At 69.5% G+C, this 19,864-nt stretch carries 20 protein-coding genes; 10 read left to right on the forward strand and 10 right to left on the reverse strand.

What is annotated here, in order from left to right:
- Positions 1 to 98 precede the first annotated feature (98 nt).
- Together ACZ6K0_RS20670 and ACZ6K0_RS20675 are read left to right on the forward strand one after the other, a co-directional pair.
- A complete protein-coding gene (locus ACZ6K0_RS20670) occupies positions 99 to 770 on the forward strand; it encodes an HAD family hydrolase (protein WP_469231285.1) in 672 nt (223 codons plus the stop codon).
- A gap of 108 nt (positions 771 to 878) precedes the next feature.
- Entirely contained in the window at positions 879 to 2,129 is a 1,251-nt protein-coding gene (locus ACZ6K0_RS20675; protein ID WP_469231500.1) for a globin domain-containing protein, read from the forward strand.
- On the opposite strand, the gene ACZ6K0_RS20680 is transcribed toward ACZ6K0_RS20675, so the two are convergent.
- The 5 genes from ACZ6K0_RS20680 to ACZ6K0_RS20700 all read right to left on the reverse strand — a co-directional run bounded on the left by ACZ6K0_RS20680 (position 2,072) and on the right by ACZ6K0_RS20700 (position 5,827).
- Positions 2,072 to 2,551: an NUDIX domain-containing protein gene (locus tag ACZ6K0_RS20680; RefSeq protein WP_376397922.1), complete on the reverse strand. Its 480-nt coding sequence runs from the start codon at positions 2,549 to 2,551 to the stop codon at positions 2,072 to 2,074. The genes ACZ6K0_RS20675 and ACZ6K0_RS20680 overlap by 58 nt on opposite strands.
- Positions 2,552 to 2,586: 35 nt before the next feature.
- Positions 2,587 to 3,483 carry a LysR family transcriptional regulator gene (locus ACZ6K0_RS20685; protein WP_376397925.1) on the reverse strand — a complete coding sequence of 299 codons (897 nt, stop codon included), beginning with the start codon at positions 3,481 to 3,483 and terminating at the stop codon, positions 2,587 to 2,589.
- 295 nt (positions 3,484 to 3,778) lie between these two features.
- Positions 3,779 to 4,948: a cystathionine gamma-lyase gene (locus tag ACZ6K0_RS20690; RefSeq protein ID WP_469231288.1), complete on the reverse strand. Its 1,170-nt coding sequence runs from the start codon at positions 4,946 to 4,948 to the stop codon at positions 3,779 to 3,781.
- A complete protein-coding gene (locus tag ACZ6K0_RS20695) occupies positions 4,945 to 5,436 on the reverse strand; it encodes a low molecular weight protein-tyrosine-phosphatase (protein WP_376397930.1) in 492 nt (163 codons plus the stop codon). The genes ACZ6K0_RS20690 and ACZ6K0_RS20695 overlap by 4 nt, the downstream gene beginning before the upstream one ends.
- Before the next feature lie 10 nt (positions 5,437 to 5,446).
- On the reverse strand, positions 5,447 to 5,827 hold the full coding sequence (locus tag ACZ6K0_RS20700; RefSeq protein ID WP_376397933.1) for a phage holin family protein: 381 nt from the start codon (positions 5,825 to 5,827) through the stop codon (positions 5,447 to 5,449).
- A gap of 51 nt (positions 5,828 to 5,878) precedes the next feature.
- Between ACZ6K0_RS20700 and ACZ6K0_RS20705 the strand changes: the two genes are divergently transcribed.
- The 4 genes from ACZ6K0_RS20705 to ACZ6K0_RS20720 all read left to right on the forward strand — a co-directional run bounded on the left by ACZ6K0_RS20705 (position 5,879) and on the right by ACZ6K0_RS20720 (position 8,146).
- Entirely contained in the window at positions 5,879 to 6,196 is a 318-nt protein-coding gene (locus ACZ6K0_RS20705; RefSeq protein ID WP_376397936.1) for a cupin domain-containing protein, read from the forward strand.
- A gap of 147 nt (positions 6,197 to 6,343) precedes the next feature.
- Positions 6,344 to 6,562: a DUF5326 family protein gene (locus ACZ6K0_RS20710; RefSeq protein WP_376397939.1), complete on the forward strand. Its 219-nt coding sequence runs from the start codon at positions 6,344 to 6,346 to the stop codon at positions 6,560 to 6,562.
- 285 nt (positions 6,563 to 6,847) lie between these two features.
- On the forward strand, positions 6,848 to 7,573 hold the full coding sequence (locus ACZ6K0_RS20715; protein WP_469231291.1) for an IclR family transcriptional regulator: 726 nt from the start codon (positions 6,848 to 6,850) through the stop codon (positions 7,571 to 7,573).
- Positions 7,574 to 7,711: 138 nt separating this feature from the next.
- Entirely contained in the window at positions 7,712 to 8,146 is a 435-nt protein-coding gene (locus ACZ6K0_RS20720) for an SsgA family sporulation/cell division regulator (RefSeq protein ID WP_024760447.1), read from the forward strand.
- A 28-nt stretch (positions 8,147 to 8,174) separates the two neighbouring features.
- Here ACZ6K0_RS20720 and ACZ6K0_RS20725 read toward each other — a convergent pair whose 3' ends face one another.
- Positions 8,175 to 9,542 carry a YibE/F family protein gene (locus tag ACZ6K0_RS20725; protein WP_376397946.1) on the reverse strand — a complete coding sequence of 456 codons (1,368 nt, stop codon included), beginning with the start codon at positions 9,540 to 9,542 and terminating at the stop codon, positions 8,175 to 8,177.
- Between the two features lie 199 nt (positions 9,543 to 9,741).
- Between ACZ6K0_RS20725 and thiC the strand changes: the two genes are divergently transcribed.
- On the forward strand, positions 9,742 to 11,547 hold the full coding sequence (gene thiC, locus ACZ6K0_RS20730) for a phosphomethylpyrimidine synthase ThiC (RefSeq protein WP_376397949.1): 1,806 nt from the start codon (positions 9,742 to 9,744) through the stop codon (positions 11,545 to 11,547).
- Positions 11,548 to 11,637: 90 nt separating this feature from the next.
- On the opposite strand, the gene ACZ6K0_RS20735 is transcribed toward thiC, so the two are convergent.
- The 3 genes from ACZ6K0_RS20735 to ACZ6K0_RS20745 all read right to left on the reverse strand — a co-directional run bounded on the left by ACZ6K0_RS20735 (position 11,638) and on the right by ACZ6K0_RS20745 (position 15,254).
- The gene (locus tag ACZ6K0_RS20735) at positions 11,638 to 12,288 is read right to left on the reverse strand and encodes a hypothetical protein (RefSeq protein WP_469231293.1); all 651 of its coding nucleotides are present in this window, start codon (positions 12,286 to 12,288) and stop codon (positions 11,638 to 11,640) included.
- A gap of 159 nt (positions 12,289 to 12,447) precedes the next feature.
- Positions 12,448 to 13,884, reverse strand: a complete 1,437-nt coding sequence (locus ACZ6K0_RS20740) for a metallophosphoesterase (protein WP_469231295.1) — start codon at positions 13,882 to 13,884, stop codon at positions 12,448 to 12,450.
- A 263-nt stretch (positions 13,885 to 14,147) separates the two neighbouring features.
- A complete protein-coding gene (locus ACZ6K0_RS20745; RefSeq protein WP_055642419.1) occupies positions 14,148 to 15,254 on the reverse strand; it encodes a LacI family DNA-binding transcriptional regulator in 1,107 nt (368 codons plus the stop codon).
- 381 nt (positions 15,255 to 15,635) lie between these two features.
- Between ACZ6K0_RS20745 and hisC the strand changes: the two genes are divergently transcribed.
- Positions 15,636 to 16,733, forward strand: a complete 1,098-nt coding sequence (hisC, locus tag ACZ6K0_RS20750; RefSeq protein ID WP_376397959.1) for a histidinol-phosphate transaminase — start codon at positions 15,636 to 15,638, stop codon at positions 16,731 to 16,733.
- Here hisC and ACZ6K0_RS20755 read toward each other — a convergent pair.
- Positions 16,730 to 17,107: a cyclophilin-like fold protein gene (locus tag ACZ6K0_RS20755; protein ID WP_469231297.1), complete on the reverse strand. Its 378-nt coding sequence runs from the start codon at positions 17,105 to 17,107 to the stop codon at positions 16,730 to 16,732. The two genes, hisC and ACZ6K0_RS20755, sit on opposite strands and share 4 nt — an antisense overlap.
- Before the next feature lie 203 nt (positions 17,108 to 17,310).
- Here ACZ6K0_RS20755 and ACZ6K0_RS20760 point away from each other — a divergent pair, with 203 nt between their 5' ends.
- The gene (locus ACZ6K0_RS20760) at positions 17,311 to 18,819 is read left to right on the forward strand and encodes a cytochrome ubiquinol oxidase subunit I (protein WP_469231299.1); all 1,509 of its coding nucleotides are present in this window, start codon (positions 17,311 to 17,313) and stop codon (positions 18,817 to 18,819) included.
- Between the two features lie 18 nt (positions 18,820 to 18,837).
- Positions 18,838 to 19,863, forward strand: coding sequence for a cytochrome d ubiquinol oxidase subunit II (cydB, locus tag ACZ6K0_RS20765; RefSeq protein WP_469231300.1), 1,026 nt, complete (start codon positions 18,838 to 18,840; stop codon positions 19,861 to 19,863).
- Position 19,864 lies beyond the last annotated feature (1 nt).

Here is a 19,864-nt window from a genome sequence, read left to right on the forward strand (position 1 = left end):
TTTCAGGCTGACCGAAGCAGTGATCTTCCGTCCACCGGTTTACGAGATCCGGCCGATTACCCGAGGAAGCGTTGATTCCCTCCGCTGGGATGCGGACGATGTTTCACGTGAAACCGAGTGAATCCATGGAATCCCGACGCGGCAGACTGCACCTCTTCGACCTCGACGGCACGCTGATCCGAGGTTCGGCCGCCGCCGTGGAGATCTCCCGGCAACTGGGACTCGTGGAGGAGATCGCCGCGCTGGAGGAGGGGTTCCTGCGGGGGCTCACTCCGGCCGAGTTCGCCGTTCAGGCCCGCGAGCTCTGGTCCACGCTCACCCCGGAGCAGGTCGCCGCCGCCTTCGACGATGCGCCGTGGCTGGCGGGCATCCGCGAGGTCTGGGCCGACATCCGGGCCCGGGGTGAACGCTGTGCGGTCATCTCCCTCTCGCCCGACTTCTTCGTCGAGCGTCTGCTCGACTGGGGCGTCGACACGGCACACGGATCGCTCTGGCCCGCCGTTCCCTTCACCGAGTCGATCCATCGGCCCGGCATCCTCGACGCGGCGGCGAAGGTACGGATCGCCCGGGAGCTCTGCACGGAGTACGGCGTGGAGTGGTCCGACTGCGTGGCCTACGGGGACTCGATGTCCGACGCCGAGCTCTTCGCGATCGTGCGGGACACCGTGGCGGTGAACGCGGACCACCATCTCGCCGGGCTTTCCCGCCACAGCTACACCGGCGGAGATCTGCGCGAGGCCTACGACTTGGTCCGAAACAGCGCAGCTTAGCCGGAAACCCGGCCCTATGACCCGAGAACACCGCTTTCCGTCCGAAGCGGTGCTCGGAAGCGTCATGCTGCGGGCACGGAAGCCGGCCAGCGCGAGGCGAGGCACATGATGGATGTTCCGACCACCACGACGGGCGGGACGGAGGCCCGAATACGCGAAGAGGTCTCCGCCCAAGAGGTCTCCTCTGACGGGGTCTCCCCCGACGCGTTCCTGGTCCGCCGCACCCTGGCGGAGATCGCCCCCGTCGCCGACCAGGTGACCTCGTACTTCTACGCCCTGCTCTTCGTCCGGAACCCCGAGCTGCGCGAGATGTTCCCCGCGGCCATGGACACCCAGCGGGACCGGCTCCTGAAGGCCCTCCTGACGGCGGCCGAGCACCTGGACGACGTCCCCGTCCTCACCGCGTATCTGGAGAACCTCGGCAAGGGGCACCGGAAGTACGGCACCAGGGCCGCCCACTACCCGGCCGTCGGCGAGGCCCTCATCGGTGCCCTGGTCCGGTACGCCACGGAGAGCTGGGACGCGAAGACCGAGGCGGCCTGGGTCCGTACGTACACGACGATCTCCCAGATCATGATCGACGCGGCGGCGGAGAACGAGCAGCACGCGCCCGCCTGGTGGCAGGCCGAGGTCGTCTCCCACGATCTCCGCACCCCCGACGTCGCCGTCGTCACTCTCCGGCCCGATCAGCCGTACCCGTTCCTGGCGGGGCAGTACACGACACTGGAGACCCCCTGGTGGCCCCGGACCTGGCGCCACTACTCGTTCGCCTCGGCGCCCCGGCCCGACGGACTGCTCACCCTCCACGTCAAGGCGGTCCCGGCAGGCTGGGTGTCCAACGCCCTGGTCCACAAGGCGCGCCCCGGAGACGTGCTGCGCCTCGGTGCTCCGGCCGGCTCCATGACGGTCGACCACTCCACCGACAGCGGACTGCTCTGTCTGGGCGGCGGCACCGGGATCGCGCCGATCAAGGCCCTGGTCGAGGACGTCGCCGAGCACGGCGACCGGCGGCCGGTCGACGTCTTCTACGGCGCGCGCAGCGGCCACGGCCTCTACGACATCGACACGATGCTGCGCCTCCAGAAGACCTTCCCCTGGCTCTCCGTCCACCCGGTCACGGAGGAGCAGGGGCGCCTCCCGGACGCCGTCTGCCGCTACGGGTCCTGGGAGGAGCGCGACGCCTACCTCTCGGGCCCGCTCGGCATGGTCCGCCGCGGTGTCGACGCCCTGCGCGGAGCGGGGGTGCCGTCGGACCGCATCCGGCACGACTTCCTGGCGGAACTCACCCCCGCGAGCGGCGATCAGCCCAGGTCGGGCGCGTGCATGGCGCGGACCCCCTCGATGTTGCCGTCGAGGTAGTGGCGCAGGGAGAGGGGGACGAGATGGACGGCGGCGATGCCGACCCGGCTGAACGGCACCCGGACGATCTCGTACTCGCCGACGGGTTCGTCGATCTCGGGGCCGTGCCGCAGGGACGGGTCCATGGAGCCGAGCCGGCACACGAAGAAGTGCTGGACCTTCACCCCGGAGACCCCGCCGTCGACGATGTGCTCGACGGTGTCGACGAAGCAGGGCACCACATCGGTGATCTTGGCGCCGAGTTCCTCGTGCACCTCGCGGTGCAGGGCCTCGACGACCGTGGTGTCGGAGGGTTCCACGCCACCACCGGGCGTGAGCCAGTAGGGATCCATCCCCGGCTTGGTGCGTTTGATGAGGACGAGATCGTCCCCGTCGAGCAGGATGGCGCGTGCGGTGCGCTTGATCACGGGCCGTTCGGTCATGGGAAGAAAATGGCCCGTCCGCGGTGTCCTGAAACTCACCAGTCCCCTGCGGACCGCAACAGGGCCTCGTGGGCGCGCGCGATGTGCGACAGCGCGAGCGTGCCGGTCCGCACGACCAGGAAGTACGTCCGCAGCGGGGGCACCGGGGGGTCGAGCAGCGCCACGAGCCGTCCCTGCTCCAAGGCCTCCTCGCACAGATAGCGCGGCAGGACGGCAAGACCGGCGCCGGAGGCCGCGGAGTCCCGTACGGCTCGCAGGTCGGGGGCGACCACTGTCGCGGCGGCCGCCGGCTTGGTCTCGAAGACGGCGGCCCAGTAGCGGGAGACGAACGGCAGCGACTCGTGCACCTCGACCACCGGAAGCTGCTCCAGGACCACCGCCCCCTTGCGGAGCAGCGTTTCGGGGGCGAGCCGGGCCGCCCAGCGCGGGGCCGCGACCAGCACGTGCTCCTCGTCGCAGAGCGGAGTGGCGACGAACAGGCCGCCGCGCGGGCGGGCGGTCGTGAGGGCCAGATCGTGGTGGCCGGCCGCGAGCCCGTCGAGGATCTCCTCCGCGTTGCCCGCGAAGGAGGCCCGTACGGCGAGTCCCTGGCCGACCAGCGGGGTCAGCGCGGGCAGCGCGCGGAGCGCGGTGAACTCCGGGGGACCGGCGACATGAAGGGTACGGACGCCGCTCACCTCGTCGAGGCCGGTCTCGGCGATCTCGACCAGGGCATCCAGATGGGGTGCGGCGCGGTGCGCGAGTTCGTCGCCGATCGTGGTCGGCGTGACCCCACGCGCCTGCCTGAGGAAGAGCGGCCGGCCCAGCTGCCGCTCCAGGGTCCGGATCTGGCTGGTGACGGCGGGCTGGGAGAGTCCCAGGAGCGCGGCGGCGCGGGTGAAGGAGCCGGCCCGGTGCACCGTGACGAACGTGCGCAGCAGGGCCAGATCCATGTCCGCCCCCTCCCGGCCGTGCGGCCGTTCGACTCAGGCGGCCGGCTGACGGCGCCTCAGGACCGTCCAACTATAAATAAGTCGATAGGCCTCTGTCGCTACCGTGATTGGACACTGACGCACAGTCAACTAGCCTTGTTCAGGCGGTCTCCGCGTAGGGAACCGAGGGCGCTCCGAGCCACGAGGGGGGAGGCTCGGAGCGCCCCGTTCCTGCCGCCACGACGGCTCAGGCAACGACTCGGCCAACGCTCAGCCGACGACGTAGCCAACGCTCAGCCGACGACTCGGCCGACGCTCAGCCGGCGGCGCCGGCCTCGTCGAGGGCCCGCAGGACGTCGGCGATCAGGTCCTCGGGATCCTCGGCGCCCACCGAGAAACGGATGAAGCCCTCCGCGACCGCGTCCCCGCCCCAGCGCCCCCGCCGCTCCGCCGTGGAGCGCACGCCGCCGAAGCTGGTGGCGTCGTCCACGAGCCGCAGCTCTTCCAGGAACCGCTCGGCCCGCTTCCGGTCAGCCAGCTCGAAGGAGACCACCGGACCGAAGCGCCGCATCTGCCGGGAGGCCACCGCGTGCGAGGGATCGGTGGGCAGCCCGGGGTAGCGCAGCCCGGTCACGTCGTCGCGCTCGGCGAGTACGCGCGCGAGGGACAGGGCGGTGGAGCACTGCCGGTCGATCCGCAGCTGGAGGGTGGCCAGCGAGCGGTGGGCGAGCCAGGCCTCCATGGGGCCGGGGATCGCGCCGACCACCTTGCGCCAGCGCCGCACCTCCGCCGCCCGCAGGGGATCCCGGCAGCTCACGTGCCCGAGCAGGATGTCGCCGTGCCCGGTCATGCCCTTGGTGTCGCTGGCGACGGAGAAGTCCGCGCCCAGCTCCAGGGGCCGCTGGCCGAGCGGGGTGGCGAGGGTGTTGTCGACGGCCACGAGCACCCCCGCGGCGTGCGCCTCGCGCACCAGGCGCCGGATGTCGCAGACGTCGAGCCCGGGGTTGGACGGACTCTCGATCCACAGCAGCCGGGCGCCTTCGAGGACGGCGAGCTGTCCGTCGCCGCCGGTCGGCGCGGTCCGCACCTCGATGCCGTACGCCCGCAACTGCTCGTGCAGCAGCGGCAGCGCCTGGTAGCCGTCGGTCGGCAGCACCACCGCGTCGCCGGCCTTCAGCTGGGAGAGGAGGACGGCGGAGATCGCGGCCATGCCGGAGGCGAAGACCAGCGTCTCGACGTCCTGGTCCCCCGGTGCCTCCAGCGCGCCGATCGCCCGTTCCAGATGGGTCCAGGTGGGGTTCTCGTCGCGGCCGTAGGTGTACGGGCCGGTCGGTTCGCCCGGCAGATGGAAGTGGGCCGCGAACACCGGGCCCGGCAGGGTCGGTTCGTACTTCACGGGCTCGGGAAGCCCGGCCCGTACGGCGAGGGTGCCGTCGCCGAGCACGCCGGCCGCCCGCCGGTCGGGGTCGCTTGCCTGGTCGGTCACGCTGTCCGCTCCTCCACTTCCGTACGTACGGCCGCGAGCAGTCCCTCGCTCGCGGCCTCCACCATCTCCAAGCACTCCTCGAAGCTCTCCCGGTCCCCGTAATACGGGTCGGGGACGTCGAGCGCGTCCCCCGCGGCAGGGTCGTAGGAGCGCAGCAGCCGTATCTTCGCCGCTTCCTCCGGGGTGCGGGCGAGCGCCCGGAGCTCCCGGACGTGCCCCTCGTCCAGTGCGATCACCAGGTCGAGGGCGGGGAACCACGAGGCCCGGAACTGGCGGGCGGAGTGCGCGGAGGTGTAGCCGTTCTCCTCCAGGACGGTGACCGTGCGCGGGTCGGCACCGTGGCCCTCGTGCCAGCCGCCGGTCCCCGCGCTGTCGACCTCCACCACTCCGCCGAGGCCTGCCTCCTCCACACGACGGCGGAAGACGTGCTCGGCCATCGGCGAGCGGCAGATGTTGCCCGTGCAGACGAAGCACACGCGATAGGGCACGGTCGCCGGCTCAGTCACCGTCGGGGAGCACGACGTTCAGTGCCCACGAGACGACGGAGATGATCAGGCCGCCGACGATGGCGGTCCAGAAGCCGTCCACGTGGAAGCTGAGGTCGAACAGGTCGGCAAGCCAGGACGTGAGCATCAGCATCAGGGCGTTGACCACCAGGGTGATCAGGCCGAGCGTCAGGATGAAGAGCGGCAGCGTCAGCAGTTTGACGATCGGCTTGACCAAGACGTTCACGAGCCCGAAGACCAGGGCGACGAGAATGAGGGTCAGGGCCTTCTTGCCGGTGTTCTCACCGGTCAGGGAGATGTCCGGTGAGAGCACCCAGACGGCGACTCCCAGGGCGCCCGCGTTCGCGAGCGTCTTGACTACGAAATTCTTCATGTGTCTGATCGTTGCAGACATGATTGGGCCAAGGGCAGGGGCTGACGGGCGATGAAGGCATTCCGGCTGGACGAACTGGAGGCGGAGCGCGCCGCGAACCAGGGCGCCTATCTCCAGTTCCTGCGAGAGCGGAACATGTCGGTGGGCCTGTACGCGCTGGGCGCCGGGGAGCTCGACCCGCAGCAGCCGCACGGCCAGGACGAGGTGTACTTCGTGGTGAGCGGCCGCGCCGCGATCACGGTCGGGGACGAGACGACCCAGGTGGCGCGCGGCAGCGTGGTCTACGTGCCGGCCGGGGTTCCCCACAAGTTCCACCACATCAGCGAGGACCTGCGGGTCCTGGTGGTCTTCTCCCCTCCGGAGAGCTGATCCCCGAGCCGGCGGTGGTGACCCCCTAGGGGGCGGATCAGGGGAGAGCGGGGGGCCGCGGGCCCCCGTGGGCCGCTTTCCGCCCCTAGCCTTGAGGTTGTTCGGCGCGGAGTGCGCGGAACGGATCATCGAGAGCGAGGTAGGACCATGGCCGTACAGGAGATTCTCGCGGGGATGCCCTGGTGGGTGAAGTGGGTCGCCATACCCGCTCTCGCCCTGCTGGTCTTCGGCGGACTCATCACCAGCGTCCTGACCATCGTGGTCGGCCTGCTGTTCAAGGTGCTGCTGTTCGTGGCCCTCGTCGCCGGACTGGTCTACGTCGTGCGGAAGTTCAAGGGCTCCGCCGGGTCGCGCGAGGACTGGTAGCACAAGCTGCCCTGAGACAGGGAGACGACGGCGGGCATTAGCCCGGGCGGGGGAACGCGTGGGCTGAATCCGGGCGGGGCCCCAAGGGCTGCCACTAGAGTGGAATCCCTCCGCCGTGTTGGGGACTACAGGCGTAGACCTCCCTACTGACCAGCGGTTTCCCAGGCCCGGCGGGCGCGCGGGGGCGGCCCCCGCGGGCGGATGCCATGCATCCGTCGTCACGCCTGGGGGTGACCTTTGGCCACGGCTACGCGGACTACCGCTGCACCTACCCTGATCGGCTCGGTGCAGCGGGCGCTGAGACTTCTGGAGGCCGTGTCCTCCCATGCGGACGGCGCCCCGGCCAAACAGCTCGCCCGTGAGACGGGCCTTCCGCTGCCCACCACGTACCACCTGCTCCGCACCCTGACCCACGAGGGCTATCTGCGCCGTGAGAAGGGTGTGTTCGTCCTGGGCGACGCCGCCGTCCGACTGGCCGGCGGCGGAGCTGTGCAGAATCGTCGCATCAAGATCGAAGACTCCCTTGCCCGCTGGCGGGACGAGATCGGTGTGCCGGTGTACTTCGCCCTCTATCGCGAGGGAGAGATCGAGCTCGTCGCTGTCGCGGACACCCCCTCTGCCCCCGCAGTGGAGGAGTGGGCAGATTTCCGCGAGACCGGGCACGCGCACGCCATCGGGCAGTGTCTGCTGAGCCAACTCGATCTGAAAGCTCGTCAAGACCACCTCGACCGCCATCCGGTGGAAGCCATCACTCCGTACACGGTGCGTAACCATCGTGTCCTTTTGGAGCGTTTGGGCGGTTTGGGGCGAATGGAGCCCCTGGTAGAGCGTCAGGAATATGCGCTCGGCACGGTCTGTGCCGCCATTCCCATCACGGCGGGGTCCACGGCGGCCGCGATGGCCATTTCCCTCCCCCTTCACCAGGAAGAACGGTTGCTCCCAGCAGTCGAGCGGCTACGTACGGAGATCGGGAGGCTCTTCAGTTCGCTCGCGTTCTCTATCAGTATCTGAAAAATCACTCCTTGTGATCTGCTAGCGCTTACAGCACGATTGCGTCAAGAGGGCCACGGGGGATCATTCCTGGCCGTTTCGGTCACAGCTTTCAGCAGCTGTGTTTACACAACTGCTTCATCTACTGCGGGGTACATGATGCGAGAGTCGGTTCAGGCCGAGGTCCTGATGAGCTTCCTCGTCTCCGAGGAGCTCTGCTTCAAGATCCCAGTCGAGCTGCGATACGAGACCCGGGATCCTTACGCGGTGCGGATGACCTTCCACCTCCCCGGGGACGCGCCCGTGACCTGGGCGTTCGGCAGGGAGTTGCTGCTCGACGGGATCAACAGGCCGAGCGGGGACGGGGACGTACACATCGCTCCCACGGACCCCGAGGGCCTTTCGGATGTCTCCATCCGGCTCCAGGTGGGCGGCGACCGCGCCCTGTTCCGGGCCAGCGCGCCGCCGCTGGTCGCGTTCCTCGACCGCACGGACAAGCTGGTTCCGCTTGGTCAGGAACGGACACTCGGTGACTTCGAGGACAACCTGGAGGCGGCACTCGGCCGGATTCTGGCAGAGGAGAACGCCGGCTGATTCGGGGCCGGTACGCCGCCCGGAGCCCCTACTTCGCGCGGCGGCGCCGACCGCCCCGTACCGCCGCCGCCCGGGGCTTCCCGGCGACGTCGGAGCCCGGCCGGTCGGCGGAGACCACGAGCGCCGCGAGGGCCGTGGTGACCGGCACGGAGGCGACCAGACCGATCGAACCGACCAGCGTTCGGACGATCTCCACCGCGACCAGCTCGCTGTTGGCCACCGTGCCCATGCTGCTCTGCGCGATCGAGAAGAGCAGCAGCAGCGGCAGGGCGGCGCCCGCGTAGGCGAGGACCAGGGTGTTCACGACCGAGGCGATGTGGTCGCGGCCGATCCGGATCGCGGCCCGGTACAGCGCGCGCGGCCCCATGCCCGGATCGGCCTGGTGCAGCTCCCAGACCGCCGAGGTCTGGGTGACGGTCACGTCGTCCAGCACACCGAGCGAACCGATGATGATGCCGGCGAGCAGCAGGCCGGACATGTCGATCTCCGGGAACAGGCCGTGGATCAGGCCGGTGTTGTCGTCGGTGTTGCCGCTGAGTGAGGCCCAGCCGATGAAGACCGAGCCGAGCAGACCGATCAGCAGCAGCGAGATCAGCGTGCCGAGCACCGCGACCGAGGTGCGGGCCGAGAGCCCGTGGCACATGTAGAGCGCGATCAGCATGATCGCGCTCGACCCGACCACCGCCACGACCAGCGGATTCGAGCCCTGCAGGATCGCCGGCAGGATGAAGAGCGTCAGCACCAGGAAGCTCGCGGCGAGCGCGATGAGCGCCATCACGCCCTTCATCCGGCCGACGACCACCACCACGATCGCGAAGATCCCGGCGAGCACCGCCATCGGGAGCTTCCGGTTCACGTCCGTCACCGAGTACTGCAGATCGCGCGGAGCGTCGGGGGCGTACGCCACCACCACGCCCTGCCCCTCGTGCAGTTGGCGCGGCGCGTCGGGCTGCACGATCTCGGTGAACGTACGCCCCTTCTCCTGCCCGCTGGTGACCTCGATCGTCGCCTTCTCGCACTGCCCCTGCTGGGCGTTGACCGCCTCGCGCCCCTCGGGCGTGGAGGTGTCCCCGGTCGGCGGGACCTGGGCGGCGTTCACGTCCTTGCAGTCGACCTGCTCGACGGAGACGACCGTGCCCTGCTCGGTCTGCCGGTCGAAGCCGACTCCGGTGCGCTCGTGCGCCGGCGTACCACCGGGCCAAAGGACCACGAGCCCGACCACCACGGCGGTGGCGAAGGGGATCAGGATCGCGGCGATGACCTTGCGCAGATGCCGGGAGACGGGGGCGGCGGGGCCGTGGCTGTGGCTGTGGCCATGGCTCGGTTCGTGGCCGTGACCGGGTTCGTGGCCGTGTCCGTGGCCGTGCGGCTCGGGGGTCTGCTGGGGGGAAGTCACCGACCGATCATCGCAAGAACGGTGGGGGCCCACTGTTCAGCACGCCAGGGATGACGCTAGCGTGGTGACACCTTTGCACACGCGGGAGCTCGGAGCACCGGGCTGAGAGGGCGCTGATCACCGTACGCACGTACGGGAGGAGGCTGCGCCGACCGCCGAACCTGTTACCGGGTAATGCCGGCGTAGGGAGATCGGTCTCATGACCATTCAGGATGCACGCACGCCTGCCTCCGACCAGGAGGGCCAGGACGGCCAGGACGGCCTGCCGACCCCGGGCGAGCGCACGCCCGGCTGGCACAAGGGGTACATCGAGGGTTCGCGCCCCGACCTCCGGGTCCCGGTCCGTCAGGTGCACCTCACCAACGGCAAGGACGTGACGCTGTACGACACGTCCGGTCCGTACACCGACCCCACCATCGACACCGATGTGCGGCGTGGCCTGGCGCCGTTGCGCGAGAACTGGATCATCGCGCGCGGCGACACCGAGGAGTACGCGGGCCGCCCCGTCCGTCCCGAGGACGACGGCATCAAGCACACCTCGCCGCGCGGCGGCGGGCTCAAGAACCTCGACGCCGTCTTCCCCGGCCGCCCGCGCCTCCCGCGCCGGGGCCGCGACGGTCAGGCGGTGACGCAGCTCGCGTACGCCCGCCGCGGGGAGATCACCCCGGAGATGGAGTACGTCGCGATCCGCGAGAACGTCTCCCCCGAGGTCGTGCGCGAGGAGATCGCCGCGGGCCGCGCCGTTCTCCCGGCGAACGTCAACCACCCGGAGATCGAGCCGATGATCATCGGCAAGCGGTTCCTGGTGAAGGTCAACGCCAACATCGGCAACTCCGCCGTCACCTCCTCCATCGAGGAGGAGGTGGAGAAGATGACGTGGGCGACCAAGTGGGGCGCCGACACGGTCATGGACCTGTCCACCGGCCGCAACATCCACACCACCCGCGAGTGGGTGCTGCGCAACTCCCCCGTGCCGATCGGCACCGTGCCGCTCTACCAGGCGCTGGAGAAGGTCGACGGCAGGGCCGAGGACCTGACCTGGGAGATCTACAAGGACACGGTCATCGAGCAGGCCGAACAGGGCGTCGACTACATGACGGTGCACGCCGGCGTGCTCCTGCCGTACGTGCCGCTCACCGCGCGCCGCAAGACCGGCATCGTCTCGCGCGGCGGCTCGATCATGGCCGCCTGGTGTCTCGCGCACCACAAGGAGAACTTCCTCTACACGAACTTCGAGGAGCTCTGCGAGATCCTCGCGGCGTACGACGTCACGTACTCGCTCGGCGACGGTCTGCGCCCCGGCTCGATCGCGGACGCCAACGACGAGGCGCAGTTCGCGGAGCTGCGCACGCTCGGCGAGCTGAACACGATCGCCAAGCGCCACAACGTGCAGACGATGATCGAGGGCCCGGGCCACGTCCCGATGCACAAGATCAAGGAGAACATCGACCTCCAGCAGGAGATCTGCGAGGAGGCGCCGTTCTACACGCTCGGCCCGCTGACGACGGACGTGGCGCCCGCCTACGACCACATCACCTCGGGCATCGGCGCGGCGATGATCGCCTGGTGGGGCACGGCGATGCTCTGCTACGTCACGCCCAAGGAGCACCTGGGCCTGCCGAACAAGGACGACGTGAAGACGGGCGTCATCACGTACAAGATCTCGGCCCACGCGGCGGACCTCGCCAAGGGGCACCCGGGCGCCCAGGAGTGGGACGACGCGCTCTCGGACGCGCGGTTCGAGTTCCGCTGGGAGGACCAGTTCAACCTGGCGCTCGACCCGGTCACCGCGCGCGAGTTCCACGACGAGACGCTGCCCGCGGAGCCGGCGAAGACCGCGCACTTCTGCTCGATGTGCGGTCCGAAGTTCTGCTCGATGAAGATCTCCCAGGACATCCGGCGTGAGCACGGCGGCACGCAGCAGGAGATCGAGGCCGGCATGGCAGAGAAGTCGAAGGAGTTCGCGGAGAGCGGGAACCGCGTCTACCTGCCGCTGGCGGACTGACCGCGGAGGGCTCCGGCGCCGGCCGTTGCGCCGGCTTCTGAGCAGGCACCGGCCCGCGACCCACGGGGGAGTCGCGGGCCGTTGCCGTTGTCAGGGAGTGAGGTCGTCGTCCCGGTGGGCGGCGGCGAGGGCGTCGCGGAGGAAGGGCACGACGCCGCGTTCGAGCAGGGCGAGGCGCCAGGCCTCGCGGGCGCGGGACAGTTCGTCGTCCGCCGCGGTGGCGGGCGCGCCGGCCGTGACCGTCGCGGTCGGGCTGTTGCGCAGGGCGGTACGGAGGAGACCGGCGGCCGCGCAGAGCAGGCCGGCGGCCGCGACCGCGCCGAAGACCAGGCCGGCCGTCAGCAGCGTCGCGCCGAACACCACGGTGGGCGCGATCGCGCGCAGCAGCGCGCCGACCAGCAGGAAGATGAAGGCGGCCGACCCGGCGAGGACGGGCACCATGACGGTGACGATCGCGACGATCCCCGCGCCGGAGCCGTCCTGCGGGGCGGGTGCGCGGGTGGTGACCGCGACGCGGCTCTGCTCGCGGACCTTGACGAAGTGGTCGTACTCGCTCGACGCCGCGGTGGTGATCAGCGCTGTCGCGTTCAGGGCCATGGAGCGCAGTTGCCCGGCCGTGAGGCGAGTGCCGACTCCGGCGAGATCCGGACGTGCGTGGGCGGTGCTCAGTGCGTCGTCGAGGACCCGCTCGTACTCGGCGCGATCCTCGGTCAGCAGGTACGGAGCCACGTTCATGTGCATCCCCCGATGCTCCGCAGGCCCGGATCAGCCGTGGAGAACGGCCGGTCGGACGGAAACGGAGGAGAGCCTGCTACGGATGGTCCGATGGTATTGCGGTGACGCCACGGGCTGACAGGGTGTTTCCGGAAATCGACTTCCCCGGATGCGCAGGGTTATGCGTCAGCTGTTCAGGGGGAGTTGGACGACCAGCAGCTTTCCGGCCATGGTCACGCCACCGTCCATGGCGATCGCGAGACCGTCCGCGTACACGTGCGGTCCGTCGACGACCGGTCCTCCGCTGCCCTCGCTCTCCTCCGTGCCGACCTGGCCGAGGAGGTACGGAATGGGGCTGTGGCCGTGGACGATCCGGCCGCCGCCGTAGGTGGAGAGGAGCTCCTGGACGGCCTGCGGTCCCGACTCGTCGCGGAACGCGAAGCGCTTCGTGAACTTCCGGAACACGTCCCAGACCTCGTCGGCGTCGCTCCGGTTGAGGATCTCGTGGACCGTCTCGTTGACGTCCTCGATGGTCTCGCCGTATTCGAGGTACGCGGTGGTGTCGGAGTGCAGGAGGAGGTGGTCGTCCTCCAGGACCACGGCGTCGAGCCGGGACATCCACTGGAGGTGCACGTCCTGGAGCCGGTCCATGTCGTGCTTCTGGCCGCCGTTGAGCAGCCAGGCGGCCTGGAAGGTGGCCGTGCCCGCACCCGACTGGACCGGGGTGTCGCCGAAGCGCTTGGCGCCGATCAGCAGCAGCTCGTGGTTGCCCATGAGGGCCTTGCAGTAGCCGCCGGCGGCGGCGGCCTCGGCGGAGAGCCGCATGACGAGGTCGATGACGCCGATGCCGTCGGGACCGCGGTCGGTGAAGTCGCCGAGGAACCACAGGCGGGCGTTGCCCGCGGCCCAGCCGCCGTTCTCGTCGACGAGGCCCTGGGCGCGCAGGGCGGCGACGAGTTCGTCGAGGTAACCGTGGACGTCACCGACGACGTAGAGCGGGCCGGGGCCGTCGCCGGTCGTGGCCGCGGGGTCGGGCGCGGGGGCGGCGTCGGGGGTGACCCGGACCTGGACGGTGTCGCCGCGGTTGATGACGGGGAGGTCGCGCTCGGTCGGGGTGTAGCCCTCGGGCAGGTCGCCTTCGGGGAAGGCGCTGCCGGGATGGCCGGTGGCGACCGAGACGATGGAGGAACCGGTCGTACGGGTCGTGTTGCCCGTCGCACCGGGCGCACCGGGCGCAGCGGGCGCACCGGTGGTACCGGTCGTGTCGGTGTACGCGGGGGCGATGCGGCGGCCCAGAAGCAGGGTCGGGTCGGCGGGTACGGGCGCGGTGGTCGGCATGGGCGGGACGGCCGGCGCCTCGACGGGTGCCGCGACGGCGGTCCCGGCAGGGGTCCCGGCAGCGGTCCCGGCGGTGCTCTCGACCGACGCCTCGACCGGCGGAAGGTGCTCGGCGGTCTGCGGAAGGTGCTCGGCGGCCGGCGTCGGCGCGGGCGTCGGCAGCGGATCCGCGGACGTCGGCTCGGCGGCGTGGCCCTGTACGGGCACCCGGGCGTACGGCGGTACGCGGAAGTCGCGCAATGTCGCCGTGCGCACCACGGGCTCCTGCCCGGCCCCCTGAGTCATGGACCCCTCCACCACCGTCGCGATGCCCTGCACATCGTGGACCGGCCTGGTCGGGGTGGCCCACGATGTCGTCCGCCCATCATAGGAATGAGCGTCCTCCTGTGTGACGCACCAGGGGTGGTGAATCCGGGTCCACTCCGGGTTCACCGGTTGTTTCGCCCGAATTGAGAAGGTCCAGTCCAGGGTTGAGGCCGGTATGCGGCTCGGTTTCGCCGCCCCTACCCACGGGCAGGGGCGGGGGCGGCGTGTTCGGTGAGCCTCGGTCAGTCCTTCGCGGGTGAGCGCGGCGGGCTGACCGTGGTGCGCGGCGAGCGCCGCTGCGAGGACGTGCGGACGATGAGTTCGGTCGGTATCACCTGCTCGACCGGACCGTCCGTATCGATCCCCTCGATGGCGTCGATGAGGAGCTGGACGACGGCCGTGCCGATCCTGCGTGGCTTGAGCGAGAGCGTCGTGATGGGCGGTTCGGTCGTGGCGTAGACGGTGGACTCGCTGCAGCAGACCAGCAGCAGGTCCTCCGGGACGCGCAGCCCGTAGCGGCGCGCGGCCGCGAGGAGATCGGTTCCGTTGGGGTCGAAGAGGCCGTACACGGCGTCGGGTCGGTCCGGGCGGGCGAGCAGCCGGTCGGCCGCGACGGCGCCCGCGCACGGATCGTGCGCCGGATAGGCCTCGTAGACGGGGTCCTGGCCGACCCGCTCGCACCAGTTGAGGTACGCGGTGGTCGACAGGCGGGTGTACGTGTCGGTGGTGGTTCCGGTGAGGAGGCCGATGCGGCGGGCGCCGGCGTCGGCGAGGTGGTCGAGCAGATCGAGGACGGCGGCTTCGTGGTCGTTGTCGACCCAGGCGGTGACCGGAAGGGTGCCGGCGGGGCGTCCGTCGGAGACGACGGGGAGGCCTTGCCGGACCAGTTCGGTGACGACCGGGTCGTGGTCGGAGGGATCGATGACGACGGTGCCGTCGAGGGCGACGTTCGACCAGACGTCATGGCGGGAGGTGGCGGGGAGGATGACCAGGGCGTAGCCCCGGGCGAGTGCGGCCGATGTGGCTGCTCTGGCCATCTCCGCGAAATATGCGAATTCGGTGAAGGTGAAAGGTTCATCCCCGTACGTGGTCACGGTCAGGCCGATGAGTCCCGACTTACCCGTACGAAGCGTGCGGGCCGCCGCGGATGGGCGGTAGCCCAGCCGGTCGGCGACCTCGCGGACGTGGCGGCGGGTGGCGTCCGGGAGTCGGCCCTTGCCGTTGAGCGCGTCGGAGACAGTCGTGATCGAGACCCCGGCGGCGGCGGCCACGTCCCGGATGCCTGCCCGGCCCTGCCGGCTTCCCCGGGTCTGTGCCCGGCTCACCTGGTGCTTCCCTGCTGCTGTCATGGCGAGCCGATAGTAGGGCGATGAGGGGCGGTCGGGACGGTCGCATATGCAGGCATTGACAGGCACGTTTCTGCATGATCGAAAGTGGTCAATGGGCAAGGAATCCAAGGCAGTTAAGGGCTTCTCCATGCGACCTAGGCTTGCCGAACGGCATAGGCCTGGCGAAGGGGCGAGGTCTCGAAGAGGTCTCAACTCACCTCTACGGGGGATGCGCGCCACGGCGCCCGCCACCGGCGCGCGCCACCCAGGCACGCGCTCCCCCTCCCCGGGGGGCGGTATCCACAGCGTGTCCCTCCTGTTGTCCACAGGCCATTCGCAGCGGAGGCGAATCCTCATAAGGTGAGGAGTATTGGCGGTACGGACGGTCGAGGAGGCCACACTGTGAGCGAGACCAGCGGGACGAGCACCGGCAGCCCCAAGCTGCGCGCCGAGCTGGACGGCGTCCCCACCTACAAGCCGGGCAAGCCGGCCGCCACGGGCGGGCCCGTGGCCTTCAAGCTGTCGTCCAACGAGAACCCCTACCCGCCGCTGCCCGGGGTCATGGAGAGCACGCTGGCGGCCGCCGCGAACTTCAACCGCTACCCGGACATGGCCTGCACCGGCCTGACGCAGGAGCTCGCCGACCGCTTCGGCGTGCCCGTCTCGCACATCGCGACGGGCACGGGCTCGGTCGGGGTCGCGCAGTCGCTGCTCCAGGCCACCTCGGGCCCGGGCGACGAGGTGATCTACGCCTGGCGCTCCTTCGAGGCGTACCCGATCATCACGCAGATCAGCGGGGCCACCTCGGTGCAGGTGCCGCTGACCGACGGCGAGGTGCACGACCTCGACGCGATGGCCGCGGCGATCACCGACCGGACCCGGCTGATTTTCGTCTGCAACCCCAACAACCCCACGGGTACCGCGGTCCGCCGGGCCGAGCTGGAGCGCTTCCTGGACCGGGTGCCCTCCGACGTCCTGGTCGTGATCGACGAGGCGTACAAGGAGTTCGTCCGCGACACCGACATCCCGGACGGCATCGAGCTCTACCGCGACCGGCCGAACGTCGCCGTGCTGCGTACGTTCTCCAAGGCGTACGGCCTGGCGGGGCTGCGGGTCGGCTTCGCGATCGCTCACGAGCCGGTGGCGGCGGCGCTGCGCAAGACGGCGGTCCCGTTCGGGGTGAGCCAGCTGGCGCAGGACGCGGCGGTGGCCTCGCTGCGGGCCGAGGACGAACTGCTCGGCCGGGTCGGCTCGTTGGTGGCCGAGCGCGAGCGGGTCCACGCGGGGCTCGTGGCCCAGGGCTGGACCGTGGCGGACACCCAGGCGAACTTCGTCTGGCTGAGGCTCGGCGAGCGGACGCTGGACTTCGCGGCGGAGTGCGAGCGGCACGGCGTGATGGTGCGGCCGTTCGCGGGCGAGGGCGTGCGCGTCACGATCGGTGAGACCGAGGCGAACGACCTGTTCCTGAAGGCGGCGGAGGGCTTCCGCAAGGAGGGTTAGGACACGAGCTCCACGCGGATCGGGTCGCCGTCCCGGACGGTGGCCAGGATTCGCGGGTCGCCGTCCAGCGCGCCCAGGAGGTTGCAGGGGCTCGCGAGCCGGCACTCGGCCCCCCGGGAGATCGGGGTCGGGCCGTAGGGGAGGGCGAGCGCGTCGCCGTCCGTCCAGAAGGCCACCGTGCCCGGTTCGACGACCTGACGGGCGTCGTCCTCGACGGGGACGGAGACCGGAGTGTCGAAGTAGACCTCCTCGCCCCAGGTCCGGGCGGTGGAGGAGATCGGGAGAGCCCCCGCGAGCGCCGTGCTCGTGGGGGTTTCCTCAAGGGTGGCCGTGGTGTGTCCGGCCGGCCAGATGATGCGTATCCGAAGGGTCATGCCCGGATTCAACAATATGTTGAAGGTCCTGGGAAGAGGTGACCTTCGGTAGAGGGACCCCCGACTGAAGGTACGGATTTCGTATGAGCCATAATGCTTGTGAATGTGAACGCGTTCACAAGCGTGTCCTGGTTCATCCCGTAATTAGTGGGATTAACGGGGCAAACTGCCGATGTGACCACGGCGAGTAAGGAGAAAACGACGTGGACCTCGCTCTTGCGCCAGAGACTCTGGCGCGCTGGCAGTTCGGCATCACCACCGTCTACCACTTCCTCTTCGTCCCCCTGACGATCTCCCTCGCCGCCCTCACCGCCGGTCTCCAGACCGCCTGGGTGCGCACCGAGAAGGAGAAGTACCTCAGGGCGACGAAGTTCTGGGGCAAGCTCTTCCTGATCAACATCGCCATGGGTGTCGTCACCGGCATCGTGCAGGAGTTCCAGTTCGGCATGAACTGGTCCGACTACTCCCGCTTCGTCGGCGACATCTTCGGGGCCCCGCTCGCCTTCGAGGCGCTCATCGCCTTCTTCTTCGAGTCCACGTTCATCGGCCTGTGGATCTTCGGCTGGGACAAGCTCCCGAAGCGGATCCACCTCGCCTGCATGTGGATGGTGTCGATCGGCACCATCCTCTCCGCCTACTTCATCCTCGCGGCGAACTCCTGGATGCAGCACCCCGTCGGGTACCGCATCAACGAGGAGCGCGGCCGGGCGGAGCTCACCGACTTCTGGCAGGTGCTCACCCAGAACACCGCCCTCACCCAGTTCTTCCACACCATGACGGCGGCCTTCCTGGTCGGCGGCGCGTTCATGGTCGGCATCTCCGCCTTCCACCTCGCGCGGAAGAAGCACATCCCGGTGATGCGGACCTCGCTGCGGCTCGGCCTGATCACCCTGATCATCGCCGGCCTCGGCACCGCCATCAGCGGTGACCTGCTCGGCAAGGTCATGTTCAAGCAGCAGCCGATGAAGATGGCCGCCGCCGAAGCGCTCTGGGACGGCGAGGCGCCCGCACCCTTCTCGATCTTCGCCTACGGCGATGTCGACAAGGGCCACAACACCGTCGCCATAGAGATCCCGGGACTCCTGTCCTTCCTCGCGAACGACGACTTCAGCTCGTACGTCCCGGGAATCAACGACGTCAACAAGGCCGAGCAGGAGAAGTACGGCCCCGGCGACTACCGGCCCAACATCCCCGTCGCCTACTGGGGATTCCGCTGGATGATCGGCTTCGGCATGGCCTCGCTGGGCATCGGGATGCTCGGCCTCTGGCTGACCCGCAAGAAGTTCATGCTGGCACCGGGGATGCGGACCGGTGAGGACGAAGTGCCGAATCTGGTCCTGTTCAAGCGGAAGGCGCTCAGCCCACGCTTCACCCACTGGTACTGGATCGTCGCCCTCTGGACCATGGGCTTCCCGCTCATCGCCAACTCCTGGGGCTGGATCTTCACCGAGATGGGCCGTCAGCCCTGGGTCGTCTACGGCGTGCTGCGCACCCGGGACGCGGTCTCCCCTGGTGTCTCCCAGGGCGAGGTGCTCACCTCGATGATCATCTTCACCACCCTCTACGCCGTCCTCGCCGTGATCGAGGTCAAGCTCCTCGTCAAGTACGTCAAGGCGGGACCGCCGGAGCTCACCGAGGACGACCTCAACCCGCCCACCAAGATCGGCGGGGACTCCCGTGACCCCGACCGGCCCATGGCCTTCTCGTACTGAGGCTCAGGAGAACGAGGCATGGAACTCCACGACGTCTGGTTCGTACTCATCGCCGTCCTCTGGATCGGCTACTTCTTCCTCGAAGGCTTCGACTTCGGGATCGGCATCCTGACCAAGCTGCTCGCCCGCGACCGGGTCGAGAAGCGGGTCCTCATCAACACGATCGGTCCCGTCTGGGACGGCAACGAGGTGTGGCTGCTGACCGCCGGCGGCGCGACCTTCGCCGCCTTCCCCGAGTGGTACGCGACGCTCTTCTCCGGCTTCTACCTGCCGCTGCTGATCATCCTGGTCTGCCTGATCGTCCGGGGTGTCGCCTTCGAGTACCGGGCGAAGCGGCCCGAGGAGAACTGGCAGCGCAACTGGGAGCAGGCCATCTTCTGGACCTCCCTGATCCCCGCGTTCCTCTGGGGCGTGGCCTTCGGCAACATCGTCCGGGGCGTGAAGATCGACGGAGAGATGGAGTACGTCGGCACCTTCTGGGACCTCCTCAACCCGTACGCGCTCCTCGGCGGTCTGGTCACGCTCACCCTCTTCACCTTCCACGGCGCGGTCTTCGCCTCGCTCAAGACGGACGGTGACATCCGGGTGCGCGCCCGGGCGCTCGCGCTCAAACTGGGCCTGGTCACGGCCGTGCTCGCACTCGCCTTCCTGATCTGGACCCAGGTCGACACGGGCGACAGCTGGAGCCTCGCGGCGATGCTGGTCGCCGTCGTGGCCCTGGTCGGCGCGATCGGCGCCATCAAGATGGGGCGCGAGGGCTGGTCGTTCGCGCTCTCGGGCATCACGATCGCCGCCGCGGTGGCGATGCTCTTCCTCGCGCTCTTCCCGGACGTCATGCCGTCTTCGCTCAACCCCGAGTGGAGCCTTACCGTGACGAACGCGTCGTCGAGCCCGTACACGCTCAAGATCATGACCTGGTGCGCGGCGATCGCGACCCCGTTGGTGCTGCTCTACCAGAGCTGGACCTACTGGGTGTTCCGCAAGCGCATCGGTACGCAGCACATCGCCGACGCTCACCAGCCGACTGACGCACGAGCTCACTAGA

Source organism: Streptomyces sp. NPDC042346 (assembly GCF_055581845.1).